Origin of the sequence: Bacteroides sp. NSJ-48 (assembly GCF_014287405.1) — a bacterium.
Taxonomy (GTDB): Bacteria; Bacteroidota; Bacteroidia; order Bacteroidales; family Bacteroidaceae; genus Bacteroides; species Bacteroides stercoris.
On record NZ_JACOOD010000005.1, the window covers coordinates 56,646 to 80,386 of the forward strand.

General features: G+C 44.2%; 16 protein-coding genes. 4 read left to right on the forward strand and 12 right to left on the reverse strand.

What is annotated here, in order from left to right; genetic code table 11:
* Positions 1-42 precede the first annotated feature (42 nt).
* The 7 genes from H8S52_RS03830 to H8S52_RS03860 all read right to left on the reverse strand — a co-directional run bounded on the left by H8S52_RS03830 (position 43) and on the right by H8S52_RS03860 (position 12,519).
* Entirely contained in the window at positions 43-993 is a 951-nt protein-coding gene (locus tag H8S52_RS03830; RefSeq protein ID WP_186909317.1) for a fimbrillin family protein, read from the reverse strand.
* Between the two features lie 126 nt (positions 994-1,119).
* The gene (locus H8S52_RS03835; RefSeq protein WP_240058674.1) at positions 1,120-2,478 is read right to left on the reverse strand and encodes an alginate lyase family protein; all 1,359 of its coding nucleotides are present in this window, start codon (positions 2,476-2,478) and stop codon (positions 1,120-1,122) included.
* Positions 2,479-2,520: 42 nt separating this feature from the next.
* Complete coding sequence (locus tag H8S52_RS03840; protein ID WP_186909318.1) at positions 2,521-3,945, reverse strand: Ig-like domain-containing protein; 1,425 nt, start codon at positions 3,943-3,945, stop codon at positions 2,521-2,523.
* A 30-nt stretch (positions 3,946-3,975) separates the two neighbouring features.
* Positions 3,976-5,727 (reverse strand): RagB/SusD family nutrient uptake outer membrane protein, encoded by a 1,752-nt coding sequence (locus H8S52_RS03845; protein ID WP_117985543.1) that lies wholly within the window; start codon positions 5,725-5,727, stop codon positions 3,976-3,978.
* A 12-nt stretch (positions 5,728-5,739) separates the two neighbouring features.
* The gene (locus H8S52_RS03850) at positions 5,740-8,964 is read right to left on the reverse strand and encodes a TonB-dependent receptor (protein WP_186909319.1); all 3,225 of its coding nucleotides are present in this window, start codon (positions 8,962-8,964) and stop codon (positions 5,740-5,742) included.
* Between the two features lie 45 nt (positions 8,965-9,009).
* The gene (locus H8S52_RS03855) at positions 9,010-9,525 is read right to left on the reverse strand and encodes a sigma-70 family RNA polymerase sigma factor (protein WP_118940005.1); all 516 of its coding nucleotides are present in this window, start codon (positions 9,523-9,525) and stop codon (positions 9,010-9,012) included.
* A gap of 216 nt (positions 9,526-9,741) precedes the next feature.
* Entirely contained in the window at positions 9,742-12,519 is a 2,778-nt protein-coding gene (locus tag H8S52_RS03860; RefSeq protein WP_186909320.1) for a two-component regulator propeller domain-containing protein, read from the reverse strand.
* Positions 12,520-12,691: 172 nt separating this feature from the next.
* Between H8S52_RS03860 and hemW the strand changes: the two genes are divergently transcribed.
* A complete protein-coding gene (gene hemW / locus H8S52_RS03865) occupies positions 12,692-13,828 on the forward strand; it encodes a radical SAM family heme chaperone HemW (protein ID WP_117985546.1) in 1,137 nt (378 codons plus the stop codon).
* A gap of 11 nt (positions 13,829-13,839) precedes the next feature.
* Here hemW and H8S52_RS03870 read toward each other — a convergent pair whose 3' ends face one another.
* Positions 13,840-15,144 carry a hypothetical protein gene (locus tag H8S52_RS03870; RefSeq protein WP_186909321.1) on the reverse strand — a complete coding sequence of 435 codons (1,305 nt, stop codon included), beginning with the start codon at positions 15,142-15,144 and terminating at the stop codon, positions 13,840-13,842.
* Between the two features lie 498 nt (positions 15,145-15,642).
* Between H8S52_RS03870 and H8S52_RS03875 the strand changes: the two genes are divergently transcribed.
* Positions 15,643-15,996, forward strand: a complete 354-nt coding sequence (locus H8S52_RS03875; protein WP_118940001.1) for a hypothetical protein — start codon at positions 15,643-15,645, stop codon at positions 15,994-15,996.
* Positions 15,997-16,137: 141 nt separating this feature from the next.
* Here H8S52_RS03875 and H8S52_RS03880 read toward each other — a convergent pair whose 3' ends face one another.
* The 3 genes from H8S52_RS03880 to H8S52_RS03890 form a co-directional block, all read right to left on the reverse strand.
* Positions 16,138-16,893, reverse strand: a complete 756-nt coding sequence (locus tag H8S52_RS03880) for a LytTR family DNA-binding domain-containing protein (protein ID WP_117985865.1) — start codon at positions 16,891-16,893, stop codon at positions 16,138-16,140.
* A 128-nt stretch (positions 16,894-17,021) separates the two neighbouring features.
* Positions 17,022-19,052: a histidine kinase gene (locus tag H8S52_RS03885; RefSeq protein ID WP_186909322.1), complete on the reverse strand. Its 2,031-nt coding sequence runs from the start codon at positions 19,050-19,052 to the stop codon at positions 17,022-17,024.
* A gap of 10 nt (positions 19,053-19,062) precedes the next feature.
* Positions 19,063-20,187, reverse strand: a complete 1,125-nt coding sequence (locus H8S52_RS03890; RefSeq protein ID WP_117985887.1) for a DUF2027 domain-containing protein — start codon at positions 20,185-20,187, stop codon at positions 19,063-19,065.
* Between the two features lie 266 nt (positions 20,188-20,453).
* Here H8S52_RS03890 and H8S52_RS03895 point away from each other — a divergent pair, with 266 nt between their 5' ends.
* Complete coding sequence (locus H8S52_RS03895) at positions 20,454-21,683, forward strand: S-adenosylmethionine:tRNA ribosyltransferase-isomerase (protein WP_117985867.1); 1,230 nt, start codon at positions 20,454-20,456, stop codon at positions 21,681-21,683.
* A gap of 57 nt (positions 21,684-21,740) precedes the next feature.
* Positions 21,741-22,244: an NUDIX domain-containing protein gene (locus H8S52_RS03900; protein WP_117985868.1), complete on the forward strand. Its 504-nt coding sequence runs from the start codon at positions 21,741-21,743 to the stop codon at positions 22,242-22,244.
* A 90-nt stretch (positions 22,245-22,334) separates the two neighbouring features.
* Here H8S52_RS03900 and glmM read toward each other — a convergent pair whose 3' ends face one another.
* A complete protein-coding gene (gene glmM, locus H8S52_RS03905) occupies positions 22,335-23,723 on the reverse strand; it encodes a phosphoglucosamine mutase (protein ID WP_060385930.1) in 1,389 nt (462 codons plus the stop codon).
* Positions 23,724-23,741 lie beyond the last annotated feature (18 nt).

Consider the following 23,741-nt stretch of genomic DNA (forward strand, 5'->3'; position numbering starts at 1 on the left):
ATTCTGTTTCTGCTATTTCCGAATAATACGATGATTCCTTTGTCATGTCTTCTTATTTCCTTCAACAATGTCTTCACCACCGCTCCAAGAAGCATCATTGCCCCCATCCGGATTGACTACGGGAGTTCTTCCGTCAGTATCCGACTCATCGCCATTCCAACCGGAGCCACCATTATCCGTATCTGGATTAATACCGGGTATATGCACATCTATAGCCTCCTCACTTCCATTCCAAGTAGCAAAGTCAGTAAAAGTCACATCAATCCCTTCTTCAGAAACCTCTACGTCCACTCCTATCGAATGCCCTTCTCCCAATTCCAAATCCTGACCCAGTACATAAGTATACGTGCGATAATCTTTCAATGTAATTTCCATAAACTCCGTTCCTGCCAAGACTTTCTGTGGCATTACCAAAGCCTTGCAGTCGGCTGTGGTCTGTATGGAATTGCCTTTCTCCACACCTTGCAGATTAAGGTATCTCACACTAATGCCATTGTCGCTAAGCCCTGTTATCTTCTCAATATTGCATACCAGTTTGGTATTACGATGGCGGAACAAAACACCGGCCGCGGCTATCGATACTTTAGAGGTCACCACTTCCAGATGATCGCTCTCCCAATACCCGCTGCCTCGCTGGTCTGCCTTCACTACAGGAATCTCCGGCTTGATGCCCCCATTATAAGGATACCATGCATTTACAGTCAGTTCTGTTTTATTGCCCCAGTAAAAAGGATCTTGAGAAGTCAGGTTTCCCTGTTCGTCCACAATATAGGGTTTTACCATGCCGTCTATCTCTACCGCCACAATGCGGTCGGCAAGTCCTGCCCAATTGTCATTGGTTGTCAAACGGGTATTCGTACCCGAAGTATGCATCGGTACAAATCCGGCAGTAAACTTCACCTCCGTCCCATTAGCACCTTGAGATTCATCATCTCCGCAAGAAACCAATAAGAGGGTCAAAGCCGCTGTCAGTAATAATTTTCCTTTTATCATAGTATTCGATTAAAATAATCCGGTTAATATCGGTATTTCATTGTTTTAAAGTAAGATACGGATGAGCGGAGCGTACCGCTCAAAACCGTATCTACTTTTTTTGTTATATCAGCCAGTCGGGCACTCTTATTCGTAGTAGAACATAAGCGTGCTGTAGCCAAGCTGGTCGAGCGCACCGCCACTGCCGCCATACTGTTCCGGCCCTGCATCGGGACGAAGACGGGAAGCGAATTCCCCGCAATATTTGGCAGGCATACCCACTTTTTTGCAGTGTCCGTACCACAAATCCCATATGGGACGTTTGCCGCCACGACCGGTTTCCGCACCGTTGTTACGCAACTCCACAGCCGATGGCTCGTCCATCTGCTCGTCACAATAGAAATAGGAAGTGTACGGGAAACCCTCACGCGTATAGCTGAACCATTCGTTATTGCCACCCGGTACCTGACCTGCAAACTCCGGCTTGAAAACATTGTATTTGGCTACATATTCGGCCATTGCCACTACACGGCCGTTATCGTAAGCAAAAAGGTCTTCACCGATGTTATAAGCCATTTTGCAGAAATACCCCATCAACGCACAGCATAGCATGGCATGCCCCTGGTCACGGCCGGACTCCTGACACTGCCCCAACTTCTCGCCCGAACCGTCCGGGTCGTCATACAGGTGCAGCACCGCCATATTCACATTGCCCGGACCGATACCGTTCTTGAAATATTGGATAACCTTATTTATCATTTCCTGATTATCACTCAAAATGCCAATAGAAAGAATGGCAGTCATCTGCGCCAAATCCCAATTGAGCCAATAGTGGTCGGTCGTATTGTTGTGACGGATAAGAAAATCATCCGCCATGGCGTAGAATGTATTCTCCATCCACTGGACAAAAGCCTTAAACTCTTCCGTATCCCCCCAATTATCGTACCCTCTCAAAATCTCGGCAGCATTGGCAAGTTGATATGCCTGAATAGCAATCAACAGTTCGTTCGGGTCTATCAGACTGCCGTTTTCACGGTAAATACCCTTACAATTCTTAGCCCAAGCATTCAGAATGGTTTTAGCGGCGTCACCATACTCCGCCTCATCGGAAAGCTTCCAGCGCAATGCCAACTGATAGGCAGCGGCAGCATCATTTGCCAGATTGGTATAATTTACATAATCGGGATGTTTGCTTTCCCAGTTAGTCTTGTCCAAACGCTTCAACCATTCCACGGGTTCCGCCTGGTAAGCAGGGTTTGCAAATTTGCTGCTTTTCAATGATGTATAAGCGTCTGCCCAAGGCTGTGCAGAAGCGGCAAGCTTTTCTTTTACATACGTAAACTCCGCTTCCGAATGTAACATACACGGATGATTCAACGTAAACTCTATCTTTTCCGGGGCTTCCCATTCATCAAAATTAATGGGAGAGCCGTCCTCTATCTCTGTGCATGAACAGAAACCCAATGCGGCGGTAACTGCCAATGTATGAATAAAGTTCATTTTCATATCTTCTGTTGTTTTATTCTATATGATTATAACTTATCGTTCTTATTTATCTGCTGCAATTTGGTCTTCGGCAAACCGGACAGCTTCTTCTTTCGATGCAAAAGTACGTATCCAATATACCTCGTACTGACCGGATGGAAGTTCGGCCGGCTGCATATCGGCTATTTTTATCTGAAAAGTAGTGAAAGTCACCTCACCTTCCGCAAACTTATTAAGCGACTTCACATCATAAAGCAATAATTTGGTTCCGTCCGAAAGAGCTTCTCCTTTACTAAGTTTACTTTCTCCCTTTGTACCGTTGCTTGCCACCAAATCCAGCGTATATCCCTGTTTACTTATATTCGGAAGGTTAGTGTGAAGAGCGATGACCGGATAATTGGCAAGATCCATTATGACTTTCGTGTTTTTAGTGTCCAAAGTCAAATCGGCACGCAATGCACCGGACGACTGTGGGGCAGTGGTCACCACCATACGGTCTTCGGTCACTTCAAAACTTGTGCCTTTAGTACCCATGCCCCAGCCTTCGAAACTGCAAGCGGCATCCCATACCCACCAACCGGTAGCAACTTTCACTGTTGTAGAAGCCTTATTACCCGTAGCACGGCAAGTACCCGTCACGGTAGCTTCACCAAAACCTACGGCTGTGACCTTTCCGTTTTTCACCGTAACCACATTCTCATCACTCGATTCCCAATCCACCGAATTGACAACAGCTATTTCCGGAACGAATGTGCAGTTCAGTTTTGCTGTTTGATACATATGCAAAGCCGGCAAATCCTCAATGACAATATCTTCAGCATTTACTATCTCATTGACTACAAACGGAAATTCACCCCGATAGCCGCTTCCGTCATGAGTATAAGCGTAAATAACCACATTTCCAGGCGCAACGGCGGTTACAATCCCATCTTCCGTAACAGTAGCAACGGCTTCATCGCTACTGCCCCATGTAAGATAAGAGTAGGTATGATTCTCCGGCAGCATCGTATAAGTCAATTTCTGTTCGTCACCCGGATAAAGAGACGTAAGCAGATTGCCCTCATCATCTTTATTCGTCAACAGGATATCGGTAACTTCTATTATTTCAGGAATAACATTCACTGCAATCGTCTTCTCCGTAACATCGGTAACTCCAAAGCCGATAATCGGTTTTACCGTAATGACAGCCTCACCCTCGGCAAGTGCCGTGATTGTACCATTTTGAGAAACAGCGGCCACCTTCTCGTTAGAAGAAACCCACAATACTTCTTTATTAGCGGCATTCTCCGGCGCAACCTTATACACAATCGTGGTGTCCATGCCAACAGCCAAAGGCAATTTGGAAGTCACTTCCAACTCAATGGAATTGATAAGCTGCTGTTCGGGCATACCTGTCGTAAACTCCTGTTCCTGGTCACAGGAAGCCAAAAGCAGACATCCCGTCAATGTACCGGCAAGCAGGAATTGATTCATATATATCTTCTTCATAATACTCTTCTGATTTATACTGTTTATTACTTACTTCTCCCAACCCGGATTTTGTTTCAAATTCGGATTCAATTGCAACTGGTCCTTCGGCAGAGGGAATAAATAATGTTTATCCTGCCACTGACGACCGGTTTCCATTACGATTACTCCTTCGCTGTTGCGAGGATAAGGACATGCAGACCATTTGGTTTCAAAGTCCGTCCCCGCCCATTTCACACCGAGTATGTCTTGCGGCATTTCCACCTCTGCCGTTTTCCAGCGCTTCAAATCATCCAGACGGAAACCCTCATGGAACAACTCGACAGTACGTTCGCGGCGAATTTCTTCACGCATGCTCAATCCGTTGTCATTCACAAGTTTGTTGGTCAACCCCGGCATATTGGGATTTACGCGGGTACGGACAAGATTCAGGGAAATATTCAAATCCGTATCTTCTATCTTCCCGTCACGTTCATAAACAGCCTCGGCATAGTTCAACAGCACCTCGGCATAACGGATTATGGGATAATCAAAACCCTCGAAATTATCTTTCACCAAGCGTTCGGAAGCCCATTTCTGGTTATGATAACCGGTTCCGCTATTGGGAGTAAAGTTTTTGATAGCCGCATTGCTTTGGTCGGAAGCATCGTTCCATGTCAGGCGACAGCCCGGATTACTGTTGTTCCAGAAATAATCGCCCGGTTTGGCAAGTGTATAACGCATACGGTTATCGCGGTTCTCCCACTCGGAAGTCAACGTTGCATATTCTTGGAATTGCGCATTCTTCACACCGTTTATGTAGATAGGAAGTCCGTTCTGACAAAGGTACATATTGGCAAACTTACGGCTCACCCATACCATATTAATCAGATTGGCCTTTGTGATATTCTTGCCGATGGGAGCCAAAGACTCGTCATAACGACGTGCAAAGACATACTCTTTGTTGGCACTCTTCTGTATACCTGCCGGATTGGATTTTGCATCTTCCAGAATAAACATATACTTCTGCGCCTTTTCTTTCAAAGCATCCGGCTTAAACAGACTGAATGCCTTGCTGTCGATAACCTGTTTGGCCGCTTTTGCCGCAATGTCCAGCAACTCACGTCCCCGTTCTTCATTTCCGCGAAACTTCTGCCAAGTTCCTTCGTAAAGAGCCACACGGGAGAGAAACGCCCAACATCCCTCACGGCTGATACGTCCAGCATCATCCGTAGTCAGTTCGGTAAAACGAGGTAACATAGGAGCAGCAGTCTCAAGGTCTTCTATTATAAAATCGGCCACTTCGCTACGGTCATTCTGAGCAACTCGCAACTCCGGTGAAGTCACATCCAAAGGCTGGGTAATAATAATGGCATCGCCATAGAACTGCAACAAATCGAAATACGAATAGGCACGAAAGAAATGCGCTTCCCCTACATACTGTGCAATGTCCGCAGAAGCGGAATATTTCTCCGCATTCTGCAACAGCAGGTTGGTACGCCGGATATGTGCATAGCACGAACCGTAATTGCCATCGGACTCCTGTACCGAATTAGAGCCGTTGCTGAAACGGTTACGGTCGTCACGGCTTGTAAAAAGGTCGGAGTTATAATCCGAATGCAACGGTTTGACAGAGTTATTGTCCAATGAACCGAAATCCCGCGTCCAACCGTAGAACTGATTGGCAAACAACTGGAAATCGGAGGGAGAACTCCACAAATTGGATTCGGCCAACTGGTCTTTCGGGTCCAAATCGAGACAGGATTGGGACAGAACTCCCATTGCTGCTACCGCCAAAATAGTTTTAATCTTATGTAATTTCATGATAATCTGTTTTTAGAAAGTTAAGTTCAAACCGAATGTAACATTACGAGTAAACGGATAACGGCCGTACGAGGTTACCGTACGAGAAGCTTCCGGATCCCAGCCGTCGCGTATCTTGCTGGTTTCCCATAAGTCCGCTCCCGTTACATAGACACGTGCATAAGTCAGGAATTTAGTCTTCTCCAGCCATTTGGCAGGGAAAGTATACCCTAAAGAGATGTTTTTCAGACGCAGGTAGTTGCCATTCTCCACCGACCAGGAAGAGCAACGGTAGTTATAAGTATTAATCTGATCGACATTCGTATAAGTCGGATAGTAAGCGCCCGGATTTTCCGGTGACCATACATCGCCTATCGAGAAGTTCGGTGAGTTTAAATGCGGCTTCATTACAGGAATACGCCATGCGTCATTACTTTTATTGGAACTACCCGTACGCCAGATAGAACGCATGCCTACACCCTGAAATACAACCGAGAAATCAAAGCCGTTCCATTCCAGTCCGCCATTGAAAGAGAAAGAGATTTTAGGGTCGTCCGTTCCTAAAAAGACATAATCTTCTTCAGTCAGCTTACCGTCACCGTTCACATCCTCATACATATTATCGCCCAAACGCAGGTTGGTAGGCATATCGATTGTATTATTACCGGTATAGCGGTAAAGGTATTTCTCCAACTGCTCTTCATTCTGGATTTTGCCTACATACTTCAAACCGAACACGGAGTTCAACGGATAGCCCTCACGGTCGGAGCGCACTCCGTCTGTAATCGTTGCGCTTCCGCCATTATCGGTCAGTTTATTGGTGGTATAGGTAAATGTTCCACCGATACTATAACCCACTTTACCTATCTTGTCCGACCAATTGAGATTTCCCTCAAAACCGTTTGCCTTAAAGCTACCCACGTTGGCAGTAGGAGCTTTATCGCCTAATGTTGCAGGGTAAGACACATCAATCAGCATGTTTTCACAGACTTTCCAGAAGAGCTCCGCCGTACCTTTCAAGCGATTGCCGAACAAGCCGAAATCAAGACCGATATTGTAATTCTGAATAGTTTCCCATTCACGATCCATACTCAATAACTTACCATTCGTATCGATATAGGAAATTTTTTCATCACCTATCAGAGCACCTTTATTCTGATTGAAATTATAAAGTTGAATACCGTCATAACGATCTATACCTCCCTGATTACCCACTGTACCATAAGATACACGCAGCTTCAAATCATCAAATATATTAAGATTTTTCATAAAAGCCTCTTCGCTCAAACGCCAACCGGCCGATACCCCCCAGAAAAATGCCCAGCGGTTTTCGGGTTGGAATTTGGAAGAACCGTCATAACGGAAGTTACCTTCCAGCAAGTACTTGGAAAGATAATCGTAGTTGACACGGGCAAAATAAGAGAGCAGCGCTTCCTGCCATTTCTCCGGTCCTTTATTGTTATCATTCACCAAAGTCACTTCTCCAATACCATTGATGATATCCAATGAAGGCAGAATATTTTTGGCTTTGGTGGTGGTATAGTCATATTCCTTAAAACTGTACTGCGTACCCAACATCACTCCGAGGTCGTGCTTATCTGCAAACGTCTGAGTCCAGTTGGCATAAGCATTGAGGGTATAGAGGTCGGTTTGACTGTTACTCTTGATGTAATTGCTTTCTTCCTGCTGGGGATTGGTCATCACCTTTCTGGTCCCGGCATAGTTATACCAATCGATAGACGTTCTTTGTATATCCCGTGTAGCATTGTTCGTGTTATAACCAAAAGTTGCTACCGCATTAAAATGTTCGTTGAAGGTATACTTGAACATCTCACTGATATTAATGCCTGTGACTTTCAGCTTATTGTCGCCACCCAATTCACAATACCAGTTGGGAGCCCCCCATGTACCCCAAGCATAAGGCTTTCCATCTGTTGTAGACGAAGGGAAACCCGGTTGCTGGGTAGAGGCCGTCAGTGCAGACCCTACCTGTGTAGGCGCCACCTGATCCTGCCGGAAAAATGAAAGCACGGACTCTATATCAAACTTATCCGTCACATGGAAAGTATTATTCAGACGGAGATTATAACGCTGGTTGTTATTATTGCCCCATTTCAAGTTACTGTCATCATACATATAGCGGCCGGACAAACGGTAAGTGGTCTTTTCCCCACCGCCCGATACGCTCAGTTCATGAGAAGTCGACATTGCCGTACCCCATAGGATATTCTGCCAGTCGGTGTCAAAGAATACAAAGTCTGCAACATCTGTAAAAGCATTATTGAAGGGATTCACTGTATTATCCAAATCAATATAATGTCCCTTGTTTGCCTGAGCCAAAGCGGCATATTGCAGCCAAGTATCGTCTTCCGGTTTATAACCGTCGTTCAGTCGGGCTTGCGTAACGGCATTACACCATTGGTCCAAAGTCATCAGTTCCGGCTGAAGCCCGACAAACTTTGCAGTCACCGAACCGCCATATTCCACTTTTGCTTTACCGGCCTTTGCTTTTTTGGTCTGAATCAGAATTACACCACCGGCTGCCTTACTACCATAAATGGCTGCGGAAGCATCTTTCAAAAAGTTGATAGACTCAATATCCGCCGGATTCAACTGGCTGAATGATTCCGATTCGACCCCGTCGATAATCACCAGCGGATCGGAATTATTCTTAGAGAATGAACCGCGTAACTTCATGTTCCAGCTTTCATCGCCCGGAGCTGCCGAAGTACGGGTAATCACCACACCCGGCACCTGTCCTTGCAACGCTTGTGCAGGACTGGAAAGAGCGCCTTTGTCTTTCAGCATCTTATCATCGACCACCGTAACGGCACCTGTCAATGTTTCTTTTTTCTGAGAGCCGTAACCAACAACTACTACTTCTGCCAATACCTCAGAGTCCTCACGCATTACAATCTTCTGAAAAGCTTTTGTGTCCGAAGCCGGAATTTCTACTGTCTTGTAACCGATATAAGAAATTACCACAACTGCACCCGGAGAAGAAACATTCAATGTAAAATTACCGTCGATGTCCGTTATCACTCCATTGGTAGTACCTTTTTCAAGTACGCTGGCTCCAATTACCGACTCGCCTGTTGCGTCAACCACCAATCCTTTCACCGTACCGGACTGCATGACGGACTGTACTCCCGCAGTTCCGGCAAAAGCAGACTGTGAAGAACCCGCCAACAACGCGGCAGCCAGCATAACCGAAAAGAAAAGTTTTCTCGATGAAAATTTCAAGAAATCATTTTTCATACGTTTATAATTTAAAATTAACATTCTCATTGGATTATATATTTATTATATACATTGTCTGATATATTCACGCACTTCATGGCGTCCGATGCGCAGGTGGTTTTCCACCGTACGATGTGAAAGGTTCAACTCCGAAGATATGTCCGCTATCGACTTATCCTCAAAGCGACTCATCGCATAAATCTTTCTGCGTTGAGTGGGGAGCACACTGAGCTTGCGTTGTTCCAAAGCAGCTAAATCATCAGAGATGATACGGCTCTCGGTATCATTGGTACAGGTTTCGGCATGGTCGTACATATAAGAGGATATTTCCTGCCGCTTATAATAACGACGCAAATAATCATTCACCAAATTGCGGGAAATGGTATAAATGAAAAATTTTACTGTATCCGGACGAAGCATCTGCTTGTATTCCATTAATCGCAGGAATACATCTTGTGATAAATCTTCAGCCTCTTTCTGGCAGTTTACCTTGCGTGATATATACAGGTAAACCTGGCTGTGATAGCTCACATAAGAATCAGCTATTAATTGAGAAGTTGTCATCGTACTGTTTTCCATATCTCAGATTTTGGGGTTTACGTTTGTTTTACGAAAGCAAAGATATAGATACATATACAGATAACATCATTCTACCACGCCTAATAAATCTCGCTTAATCCTATTAGACTTAAACAAGCATAAAACGCAATAAAACAGATATTTAAGAATTTGAGACTCCCAGTATCAACTAATAATTTGAGACTCCGGCAATCATTTCAGCAACAAATTCCACAGTTATTCATTCGTTTTTCCGATACTGCGAATATATTCACTGGGAGTAATCCCCGTAGCCTTTTTAAAGTAACGGAAGAAAGAAGCACGGGAACTGAAACCACAAAGTTCGGCAAGTGCACTCAGAGTATATTTGGAGTATTCATCTTCAGCAATCAAATGTTTGAATTCGGCAATACGGTAATCATTAACATAATCATAATAATTACGGTTCAGATGCTGGTTAAAGAGATAGGACAGAGTATGAGCGGATGTTCCTATCATAGCGGCCAAATCCGCCACCTTCAAATCCGGATTTGTATAAGCCTTCTCACGATGCATGATAATCTCCAGCTTCTCGGTGAGACGCTCGCATTCTTCAAGACTGATTTTACTGGTCTTGTATTTTTCTTCCGTGACAGTTGTTTTGGACTCTGCTTCGGCAACCGGCAAAAGCTCAACTATTTCCTCAGCCTTTCCTTTCCGCTTATAAAAATAAAAAATACACAAAAGCAACAAGACAATCAGAATAGCCGCCCCAGCAATCCAGGCCATAACCGGATAGGCAATATGCACCGCCATACTGATTTCCGAATCAGCCACACCGACACGCCGTACCTTAAAACAATAATTGCCTGACGACAAATCATAATAAGTGATATCCGACCGTCCCATCAGCATCTGCCACTCTTCTTCCTTACCTTCCAGTTTGCACTCATAAGACATATAACTGGGATCGGTAAAATTCAAAGCAGAAAAGCAAACCGTCAGATTGTTTTGCGAACTTTCCAGATCCACCCGCATCTTGTCCTTACTCCATGCGGGTGTCACCGGATGTTTGCCATTTACAAAGACATCCGTAATCTTCAGAGAACGATTATATTGCGGAAACTCTCCTTTGGCGTGCGTATCCATATAAATCAGCCCTTTCGAATTTCCCATCCAGATACGTCCTTGCTCATCTTTTACGGGTAAGCAGAATATAAAAATAGGACTGGGAATACCATCTATGAAATGATACAAAATAAAAGTGTCCTTCTTGTCATACCGGTACAAGCCATTACTGGTACCAATCCATAACCAGCCCTCATCATCTTCTATCATAGACATGCAATCTTTACCCTCGAGTAAAGTATTAGGCTGCAAATGGCGGAAATGATTCATCGACAAATCGGATATATACATAGGACCTTTATCCGGCAGGAAATAAAGCTGATGTGCAGAATCTTCAAATACAGTACGAATTTTCTCCTTATGAATAAATTCCTCCGGAAAGACATCTACTTTTAAACTCTCGGAAGAAGGATCCCAGATGCACATGCCGTTCTCCGTACAAACCCACCCCTTACGTGTAGAATCAAAATAAATCTCATATACATTCCCCTCAGGCAATTTAGAGTTGGCACTTGTATAATGGTTCAACATCCTACCGTCCTTATAACGGAATAAACCGACTGAGGTTCCTATCCATAAGCACCCTTCCATATCGGACTTAATACAGAATATCTGCCCCTTGACAAAAGGTTGCACCACATGAGGTTCAAAATCGCTAATTGTCAATGTTACAGGGTCCAGTACATACATCCCGCCGCCATAAGTTCCGATATAATACTTCCCTTGAAAGGCATAACTACAGATAATCATACTGGAACGCAACTGCGGAGCACTGAAACCGGCATACCTTCCCCGCTGTTCGTCTATAAAATATAAACCGTCACGAGAACCTATCAGTTTCTCACTTCCCCGGAAAGTTATTGTCCTTACAGGCATGTCCTTTGTATCAAAATAAGGCGGATAACTATACGTATGGAACAATTCACTTTGATAAAGCGTATAATCCAACCCTAATTGATAGAACCCCACCCAAATAAGCCCGTCTCTATCCACCAGCAAAGAATAAACCGAATTGGAACGCAAACTACCGCCTTTTCCTACCTCATGTTGGAAAGAACGGACTATCCTGCCCTGTTTTGTAGAAATAAAGTGCACCCCGTTACCATCCGTACCTACGTACAGCAAATCTTTCCCGTCACAAGAAAGAGAAGATATTACATTGCAACCTACATCCAAATAAGAATCGAACTTATGCGTACGGGTATCAAAACAGACAATCCCCTGCCCCATTGTACCCAAATAGATAACCGATCCGATACGGGCGATATTGGTATATGAGCAAATATGCCTGTCTTCCACAATGAAATAATAAGGAACTATTTTCCGGCTTTCCAATTCCAGTGAGTAAAGTCCGCCCAATGTAGCCATCCATAAAACTCCGTTTTCGCCGAAACTCAACCCATTGATGGTATTGGCAGCGGATAGTACATTGGGATCTATCAGAATATGCTCCAATTGCCCTTTCCGGTAGATGAACAGCCCTGCCTCACTGCCGATGTAAAGCGCCCCCTTACCGTCGGACAGCAAAGAACGGACACCGCATTTGATTGTTTCCGCCGCAATAGCATCCAGCTCGCGCCTCTCATGATTCACGCGCCACAACCCCATACCATTTCCCATCCATATCTGGTTATCTTCCGTTTCGGCAATAGCATTGACACGCTTCAACTTCTCATTATTGCCCAAGACAGGATAACGTTTCAAATGTACACCGTCAAAACGCTCTAATGAAGTTCCCGTACCAATCCATACATATCCTATTGAATCTTTGTACAGAGCATTGACTACCAAATCGGAAAGTCCCTCAGTGACGGACAGGCCACGGAATACAGACGTCTGTGCGTAAGGAGCATAAGAAACCAACAGAACAAAAAGTGCTACTATATATCTTAGTGTTATGCTTTTCATACAATATAAATTGGATTCCGTTACCGTGACAACACCGCAAATATACGGAAAAAACGCAGTCCTTCCGCATTTCAATATCCATTTTAATATTAAATACAAGTAAAGATGAAGAACCACTCAATCTGCAAACAGAAAATATCGTATATTTGCACCCCAACCAATTTACAGGCTCATGGCAGGCATCTACATCCATATTCCCTTTTGCAAGACACGCTGCATCTATTGCGATTTTTACTCCACCACCCGCAGCGAACTGAAAAGCCGCTATATCCATGCGTTGTGCAAGGAGTTGCAGATGCGGAAAGAATATCTGAGGGGAGAGCCTGTCGAAACGATTTACTTCGGTGGCGGAACCCCCTCACAGCTTGCCGAAGAGGATTTCCACGAAGTATTTGAAACCATCCGGAAATACTATGGAATGGAACACTGCCGGGAGATTACCCTCGAAGCTAATCCCGACGACTTGACTGAAGCCTATGCCGCCATGCTGCAAAATTTGCCTTTCAACCGCATCAGTATGGGGATACAGACTTTCGACGACTCCACCTTGAAACTGCTGAACCGCCGCCACAACGCAGCACAAGCCGTCAATGCCGTAAAGCACTGCCGCCATGCAGGCTTCAACAACATAAGCATCGACCTTATCTACGGGCTGCCCGGCGAAACGGATGAACGCTGGAAACGTGATTTACAACAAGCCGTCAGCCTCAACGTAGAGCACATCTCCGCTTACCACCTGACATACGAAGAAGGCACTCGCATTTACGAGCTGCTGCAAGCGCACCGTATCCGCGAAGTAGACGAAGAAAGCAGCGTCCGATTTTTCTCCACCCTGATAGATACGCTTGGCAGTGCCGGCTACGAGCACTACGAGATATCCAATTTCTGCCGTTCGGACATGTATTCCCGCCACAATACATCTTACTGGAAAGGAATTCCTTACTTGGGCTGTGGTCCTTCGGCACATTCATTCAATACGGATACCCGCGAATGGAATGTGGCTTCCCTGGAGAAATATATACATGCCATCGAAAACAATCAACGCTTGTTCGAACAGGAGCACTTGGACCGAACCACCTGCTATAACGAATGCATCATGACTTCCATTCGTACCCGTTGGGGAGTGTCCCTGAATGATATAGAGGTGAAATTCGGCAAAGAACTGTGGCAATACTGCATTGATATGGCGCGTCCACATCTGGACTGCGGAAATCTGGAAATATACGACAACAACCGTCTCTGTCTTAGCCGTAAAGGGATTTTTGTATCGGATGGCATTATCAGCGATTTAATGTTTGTAGAAAGCTAAAGTATACTTTTTCAACTGTACAATATAACTCCATCGGCAATTTTCATCAACTGACAGCTCTCTTCTTTCCCCTTTTGAATAAGGACTTCAAGATAAAGTTCCGATTTTGCCATCTCGGGAATATATTCGAAACCTGTTTTTATCGTAAAATTCCCACCCCTTAAAAACGAAATTCTCTGATTATCACCTTCGACCATTTCACCTTGAAATCCTATAGGCCGGCCTTTCATCACTCCACCATTCCATTTCATAAATGGAGTAATCGTTACAATAGCATTTGTATCAAACCAAAGTGCAGGAAAAATGCCTTTAATAGTCGCATGAACTTTACCACCAACACTTTCCAGCACTTGTGGCTCCGTTATATAATATTCTGACTGCAAATCTGTCAGCACAGTCAAGAACTCTATGGCGTATTTGATTTTCGAAAGCACCTCATCCTGTCTGATAACAGTTACAATTAAATCACTATTAACCAGCTTCATTTCATCTAACACCAAAGTAACAGTCCCATCATTATTATCTAAGACCGACAATCCATTAGTGCCCTCAAACAAAAGCCAAGAATCATCATCCACATTTTCTGTCCGATAAGCAATTGTAAGATGAGCAGAATTCTTAATCTCTATATTTCCATTTTCATTCGTTTCAAATATTACCTTCGCTTTCAATTCTTTCAATAACTCAAGTACACTGCCTGCTTCATCATTCATTAATATCTCTACCGAACTTTCTTTATCGATGACTCTTGCAAAAGGAGCATATCCATTTCCCTTATCCGGACGAGGTGCCGTAGTCCAGCTCTTTCCATCATCAATAGACATATAAAAAGCTTTTTTATCTATCGGAGTATTTTCTGTATCGACCGTCATATTGACACCTGCTTTCAATTGCGGCTTCGGAACATACTCACCTGCTGCATGCCCATTGGCACAAACCGGATTGCCCTGAACATCCTTAATCAGTTTCCCATTCAATGTCCAATACCACTTTTTATCACCGCTCTGTGTAAGGCTTATCATCGGCATCGCATCATCTTTCCCTTTATAGATAGTAACAGGTGTCCTATTAGCAGTCCAAATTGTATGTCCAATTGTTTCCCCGCCCAATACAATGGGAGTTGTTTCCACTACACAACCGGTAACATTAACTAAAGTATGCAATGCTTCAATATTCGAATCTACTATTTTTTGCCAATCTTTTAATCCCTCTATGTACTGTACATCATTCACAGCATCCCAAAGCTTGTCATCATTATAACACCCACTCAGACAGCAGATACATAACGTCAACATCAAAACATGTTTTGTTCTCATAGTATCAATTTTAATATTCAAATAAATCAAAGGCAAAATAAAAAGAGCGTTTTGTCAATATCTCCAAAGATAGAGATATATTTTATAAATTACTGTTATAAGTCTAACTATTTACTATCTTCATAGAACAAATCTTACTGATATAAACAAAACTCAAAGGAGCATTAAATAATTTTCAGAAGAACAAAACAGAAAAGAAGCATTATGATATAAAACTATTACATTGCCATAAAATATGCAACCAATAAGAGTAGTACATATTACATTTATTTTACAAACAGAACACAAACCTTTCTTTTTCATAGTCATTAATTGATATAAATCAAGAAATGAAGGTAAAACCTACACTTTTCTTTATTTTCATTTTTGTGTTATAAAACATAATCATACATTTGCATAGGTAAAAAGAAAAGCTAAACGCTTACGATTGTTTTCAGTAGGTATTAGATTTTTATTAGATTAGTTTTTAGGTATAACAATTAAAAAAAAGTAGGTATTATGAAACGTTTTGGATTAACATTAGTGGCAGCGGTATGTCTGTCTGCCAGCACATTCGCAGCAGGAAACCAACCTACAACCGCAAGTTGGGAAGGTAACATCAATGTAAGCAAGCTGAGCAAATATTTGAAATTGTCCGCTAACCAGCAAAAAGAAGTTACCAACATTTGCGAATACTTTAACGAGCAGATGTCACGTGCCACAAGCTCAAAGAAAAATCAGGAAAAGTTGCTACGTAACGCTGTTTACGGTAATTTGAAATTAATGAAAAAGACTTTGGATGAGAAGCAATATTCCGACTATGCAAAAGTTTTGAACGTTACATTGCAAAACAAAGGTATTGAAGTAAAGTAACATGCACTTCCGGCATAAGTACGGAAAGCATATAAAACAGAAAAAGGATACCGGTAAATGTCCCCCGGCATCCTTTTTTTGTTTGTCAACATTGTTGGAGTAATAGCAATTCAACTTCTCACACCAAGTATCAGCTTAGTTTCACAAACAGAAACGTTCCTGCAATTCCTTCTTAAATTTCTTCGAGACAAGTAACTCCGTAATTTTGTCAAAAGGCGGGTATAGCACACACTTGTTATCCCGTATGAGCATCAGATAATCTATATTGATAATATACGATTGGTGTATCTGCACAAAACACGGAGAGAACGATGTAATCTGTTCGGCAGTCATACCGCGGCGCAAAGTCAGAGGCAACTGGTCATTCAGTACTACCTCCCATTGTTTGCGTTCGGAACAATAACGGAAAAACCCTATCTCGGCAGGACGCAACGCACGCATATCGTTAGTTGGAGTAAAAACGATGAAAGTCTGTCCGGTATGCATGGGATTTCCTACCGGAAACGATACCCGCTGCCCGATGGTTTCAACCTGTTGGGTAAAGCGTGTCAGAATCTCTTTCAAATCCCGTTCATCGAAAGGTTTCAACAGATAATCGAACGCCGCTTCCCGAATAGCCTGTATCATATATTTGTCGTACGCCGTATAAAATACGACCCTCATATTCCACGATACATAATCGCGCATCTCCTGCAACAGTTCCAGCCCCGTCATATCCGGCATCTCTACATCCAAAAACAGCAAATCGGGCTGTACTTTTGTAATCAGCTTCTTCCCTTTCCTACCATTCCGTGCAATACCTTCCAAAGAAAAACGAGCATCCTTCTGCAACTCAAAGCTCAAATTTTCAAGAGCTACGTCATCATCATCTACTATAACGACTTTGTATTTGTCCATATTTCATGTTTTGGTCTGGCGAATATAAATATTTTCTTGTTTCCATACAAAACAGCAAATTGGCATTTACAAACTATTCTTCCGCAACCCGCTCTATCAATAAAAAAAATGCCACTAAACGGTTACTCTTAAATTCTATAATCGTACTTGTCCGGTAATAAAAAAGTTACTTCACAACCGGTTTCACCACTCGGCAAAGTGACATTATGTACGGATATATCAATTGCAGCCTGATTTTTCATATTCAAAATCTGGATGGTTTGCATGATGACTTTCATGCCTGTACCCGTACCTCTGTTCCGGCTCTCCGGATGGTAACCGCCGCCGTTATCCGTAATCCTGATGCGAACACCGCCTTCCCGACGATCTGCAGCAATCCACAGATTCCGCTCTCCTTCCTTGCCACGTAATGCGTGTTTCACGGAATTTTCCACCGGAATCTGTATCATCATGGAAGGCAGCCAGACCTGCTCGGGCAGTACATCTCCGGCTATTTCAATAACCGGATGGAAAGTTGCTCCGAGCGAACGGCGCTCCAAGTCGATATACGTCTTGACAAAGTCCAGTTCTTCGGCTAAGGTGACACACAACTGCTCCGCCAGCTCCAGATTTCGACGCATCAGTTTCACCAACGATACCAACTCCTGTTTTTCCTCCTCCTTACGGTTTACAACCTCCTGATTGAGGACGTTGAATATAAAATGAGGAGACAGGCGGTTACGGATGTTCTCAAGACGAAGTGTAAAGACCGTCCTCCGGTTTTGGGCAAGCAGCAAATCCCGCTTTTTCCTATTATAAAGATATAGGAAAGCTGCAATCAAAAGAGCAATTACGGCAACCGCTAATGTCACGAGACGGGTCTGCCTCAATATCAGTATCTCGTTTTCCTGTTTCTGAAACAGCACTTTATGCGCCATTAAAGTAGAGTCCTGCTGATAGCGCAATGTCAAATCTGCCGTACGCATCCTTATACGCTCATTGCGAATGGAGTCGTCCAGACGTTTATTCTCTTTCTGGCAATCGTATGCTTGCCTGTAGTTACCGGTTTCTTCGTAAAACTGTTGCAAATACTTGTTACGGATATGTATCATATCCGCATCTATTTCCGGCGAAGCCTTACTCATCGTCAACAACCGCCTTGCCTCCGCAAAGTCCTTGCGTTGCAACGCCAGTTCTATCTTCTGTGTATCAATATAATAAAGAGCAGTAGTAGAACCGAGCTCTTCAAAGAACGGCTGGCATAACTCCAGATATTTGACTACCGAATCGGTCTTATTCAGTTGCAGAAAGCAGTCGCTCAGGTTCAGATAGCTCAGATTAAGCGCCCAGGACATATCGGGGTAATCTTTTACAAGCTCCACCACCTTTCTAAAATAACCGATTGCCGTGGAATAATCTCCCCGGTAATAATAAGAGTTTCCACGATTGTTCAGGTAGAAGTGCTTCTCATCGGGAAACATATCCGCATAATTCTTGCCCGCAAGTTCCGAATAATAGTCGCATTGCTCGTAATCGTGCAAAGCCAGGTATCCTTGTGACAATCCGTAATAAATAGAGATTTTCTTTCTGTAAGGCATCTTCAGCGAATCGCACATCAGCAGAGCCTTTCTATACCAGAAAGCACCCATATCCGGTCTGCCCAAATGGTTGGTAGCATCAGCAAGATTTATCAGGATATCAGGAATCACCTCGAATTTTGTTCCTTTCAATCTTGCTTCATAGGCTTCCTTGAAGCAAACCGCGGCAGAATCTATATAGCCCTTTCGCGAATAGACATTCCCCTTTATATTAAAACATTCGGACTGCAAATCAGCCAACCGGTGCGAAAAAGGTTGTCTACCGGCAAATGCCTCAACTTGCCGGAGCAAAAGTTGTGCGGAGTCGAAGTCGGAAGTTGCCAGACAGGTTTTCAAGGCAACAGCAAGATAATTATACCGCACCATACTATCTTTGGTTCTTTCCATTCTCTGCAATGCCTGTGCTTTCATCCAGCGCGGCGCCATCACTACGGAATCGCTGTGAGTGCTGAAAAAAGAATCGAATTCCTGCATTTCAGAAACTCTGCCACTGCCGCCTTTATAAGTACAGGCCCCCGGCAATACCACTGCCAAACATAGAAGGATTAAGAAAAAAATCCTGTTTCCCTTACCAACCTGCATAACATATACCTTATTTTACCGTCACCATAGTAGCTCCAAAGCCGTATTCCTGAAAGGAAGCATCCTGTGTCTTACAAGCCGGATATTTCCGTTTCAACTCATCCAGCAACGCTTTACGAAGCACGCCGTCACCCTTACCGTGAATAAAGACTATGCGTTGTTCACGCTTATTCCTATACTGTTCCATCACCTCACGAAATTTATCCAGCTGATAGTTCAATATCTCGCTGTTACTCATGCCGCGCGTATCATCCAACAGTTCACTGATATGCAGGTCTATTTCGATGATTTCATTTTTGCCGCCCCGCTTCACGATAGTCCGGGGTCTGGACGGACTGTCTGTTGCTTTCTTTTGCATCAGAGCATCCTGTAAGTCCTCAGCTGACACATAAACCTGCCTGGCAGGAGCATCATTCCTCACTACATCGTACACCAGTGCTGGAGTATCAAAGAAATCGGTAGGCTGAAAAGTATGCAACTTATAGAATTTCACCGTATCAATACGGATTTCCACATTGGCGGCAGGTTTCATGGCGAAAGAACGGTTGTCCTTGAACGCCACCAACTGAACAGCTACACGCTCCCGGTCGTTCAATTCCGATTTTTCAAATTCCTCTAACAAGAGTTTCGTATTCGGTTCTATCAAACCATGAGAACGGGTAGTCCACGACTTGCCCTCCGCACTCGAATAGGTATAATACATGCAGTAATTGCTATCATTCACCAAATAAGCCTCAAACGGAGTAGTGCTTACCGCCTTGATATCTTCCGGAACAAAGGCAAGATACACATTCAGCACATCTCCACCTTTCATTTCCGGCTGACGATAAACAGATACCTGAGGTTGGACCGGATGCTCTATCTGCTGTCCGGAGTCCAAACCGGAAGATACCGGCTTCGAGACTGCCGAAGCCATACGCGCAGCCGATTGCTCCTCCGCCTTCTTCTTGGCTGCTTTGGAAGCAGGAGTAGGAATATTGTAATCATCCGTTTCAATCACCACACATTCACGCACCGGCATCGGAATGTCAAACCCGTCGGCATCTTCCACCAACACTATATCTTTTCCCCGGAATCCCGTTACAACACCGCCACCTACTTCACTGAGGAAGCGCACTTTATCTCCTATTTTCATAATTTCCATTCTGTTTTTTAATCATTATCCGGAAGACACATCGGAACCATTATAAACATACGGTTCAGACATCTTCTTTTATCTCTCGCAAAGTTAGAAATTATTTGATGATTATATACAAACATACCTTTTTTGTATTGGCAAGAAATACATTGTGTATCCATGAACCGGAATGACCTTATGACTGATATGTCATTAATTGGCTGCATATAATCCAAATCTTCCCAAATATCCGTACCTTTGCAGTCCGCTAATAAAATAAAGATATGAAAGAAGATCCCAAACATATTAGAATCAGCGAATTCAATTATCCGTTACCGGATGAACGCATCGCCAAGTTTCCACTGCCTGTACGCGACCAATCCAAGCTATTGTTGTATCGCCACGGCGAAGTTACCGAAGACATATTCACTTCCCTGCCCGACTATCTGCCGGCAAACAGCCTGATGATTTTCAATAATACCAAAGTTATTCAGGCGCGTCTGCACTTCCATAAAGAAACGGGAGCGCTTATCGAAGTATTCTGTCTCGAACCGATCCAACCCAACGACTATGTCCTCAACTTCCAGCAAACGGAGCATGCCGCATGGCTCTGCATGATAGGCAATCTGAAAAAATGGAAAGAAGGTGCGCTCAAACGGGAAATAACCGTAAAAGGAAAGCCGCTTACCCTGACTGCCGAACGCGGAGCGTGCCATGGAACCAGCCATTGGGTGGATTTCCGCTGGAACAATCCGGAAATAACATTCGCCGATATTCTCGAAGTGTTCGGCGAACTACCCATCCCTCCTTATCTGAACCGGGAGACACAGGAGAGTGATAAGGAGACTTACCAGACCGTTTATTCCAAGATAAAAGGTTCGGTAGCCGCACCGACAGCCGGTCTGCACTTCACTCCGAGAGTTCTGGACGCCTTGCGTGAAAAAGGGGTAGCATTGGAAGAACTGACCCTACACGTAGGAGCCGGCACGTTCAAACCTGTCAAAAGCAAAGAGATAGAAGGGCACGAAATGCACACGGAATACATATCCGTCAATAGGAGTACGCTGGAGAAGCTGGTAGCGCATGAAGGAAAAGCCATTGCGGTAGGGACAACCTCTGTACGTACACTGGAAAGCCTCTATCACATAGGCGTTACTCTGCTGCACAATCCTAACGCTACGGAAGAAGATTTGCATGTAAAACAATGGCAACCTTATGAAACGGCGCTTGAAACAGCAGCAACACCCGCTGTAGATGCCCTGCAGGCAATCATAGCCTACCTCGACCGGCATCACATGGAAACGTTGCATTCCAGCACGCAAATCATCATTGCTCCGGGATACGAATATAGAATCGTAAAAGCCATGGTTACCAACTTCCACCAGCCGCAAAGCACATTGCTGCTGCTTGTCTCAGCGTTTCTGCATGGAGATTGGCGCAAGATTTACGATTATGCGCTTGCCCATGATTTCCGATTTTTGAGTTACGGTGATTCGTCTTTGCTGATACCGTAACTATTCTCGGAGAATGCACCATTTTCATCGATAAAACCAACAAAAAGCTCTGAATTAATGAACAGCGACAATAACCAGGAAATGTTTCCTCTTGTTGACGAGCAGGGAAACATCATAGGTGCAGCTACCCGCGGTGAATGCCACAACGGAAGCAAACTGCTGCACCCCGTAATTCATCTGCATGTATTCAATTCCAAAGGAGAATTATACCTGCAAAAACGTCCCGAATGGAAAGACATACAACCCGGCAAGTGGGATACCTCGGTAGGCGGACACGTAGATTTAGGCGAAAGCGTAGAAATGGCGCTGAAACGGGAAGTGCGCGAGGAATTAGGGATAACCGACTTCGCACCGGAAACTATCACCAGCTATGTTTTTGAATCTACTCGCGAAAAGGAGCTTGTCTTTGTGCACAAAACCGTATATGACGGAGAGATACATCCCAGTGACGAACTGGATGGCGGACGCTTCTGGAGTACAGAGGAAATTAAAGAAAATATAGGGAAAGGGATATTCACTCCCAATTTTGAGCAAGAGATAGGGAGAATCATTCAGCTGTAACAATATAAAAAACACAGAAACACAAAGAAACAGAGTTTAGCTGTCTACTCTCTGTATCTTTGTGTTTCTGTGTTCTAAAGAACGGTACAATTATTTTGCCAAGTCTTCAATTACTTTCATAATCTGCTGACCGATTTCTTCGGCTGCTTCCGGCGTAGCCGCCTCGCTGTAAACGCGAATAATCGGTTCCGTGTTACTCTTGCGCAGATGTACCCATTTGTCGGGAAAGTCAATCTTTACACCGTCAATATCATTGATTTCTTCGTTCTTATAGATTTCCTTTACTTTGGCAAGGATGGCATCGACATCCGTATCTGGAGTCAGGTCTACACGGTTCTTAGCCATGAAATAGGCCGGATAAGTGGCACGCAATTCGCTAACCTTCTTACCTTCGTGCGCCAGGTGACTGAGGAACAAGGCAATACCTACCAAAGCATCGCGTCCGTAGTGACTGGCAGGATAAATAACTCCACCATTGCCTTCGCCACCGATAACAGCGCCTACCTCTTTCATCTTGGTAGTTACATTCACTTCGCCTACAGCAGAAGCGGAATATTCCTGACCGTACTTACGTGTTACGTCACGCAACGCACGGGTAGAACTCAGGTTGGAAACCGTATTGCCCGGAGTGTGTTTCAACACATAGTCGGCCACGGTAACCAGTGTATATTCTTCACCGTACATCTTACCGTCCTCACAAATCATGGCCAAACGGTCTACATCCGGGTCTACCACAAAAGCAACGTCTGCCTTACCGCCTTTCATAAGGTTCATGATGTCGCCCAGATTCTTTTCCAAAGGTTCCGGATTGTGCTGGAAATTACCGGTAGGCTCGCAGTAGAGTTTCTCCACATGCTTCACTCCGAGCTGTTCCAGCAGTTGCGGAAGAATGATGCCGCCTACGGAGTTTACACAATCGATGGCTACACGGAAATCGGCTTTCCTGATAGCTTCCACATCCACCAGGTCAAGCGCCAACACACTGTCGATATGCTTTTGGTTATAAGTAAGGTCTTTGCGATAAGAGCCGAGCTTGTCCACTTCGGCAAAGTCGAACTCTTCAGCTTCGGCGATACGGAGCACTTCGTTGCCTTCTTCCTTGTTCAGGAACTCTCCTTTCTCATTCAGAAGTTTCAAGGCATTCCACTGCTTGGGATTGTGAGAAGCGGTCAGGATGATACCTCCGCTGGCACCTTCCATGGTAACAGCCAGTTCGGTAGTCGGAGTAGAAGCCAAATCGATGTCCACTACATCCCAGCCCATACCCATGAGCGTGCCTACCACCACATTCTTTACCATCTCGCCCGAGATGCGCGCATCACGGCCTACTACAATTTTGTTGCTTTTTACTGTACACGTTTTGCGGATAAGCGTAGCGTATGCCGAAGTAAACTTCACGATGTCGAGCGGATTCAACCCCTCGCCTGCACCACCGCCTATTGTTCCGCGGATTCCAGAGATAGATTTGATTAGAGTCATAGGTTAATTATTTAAATA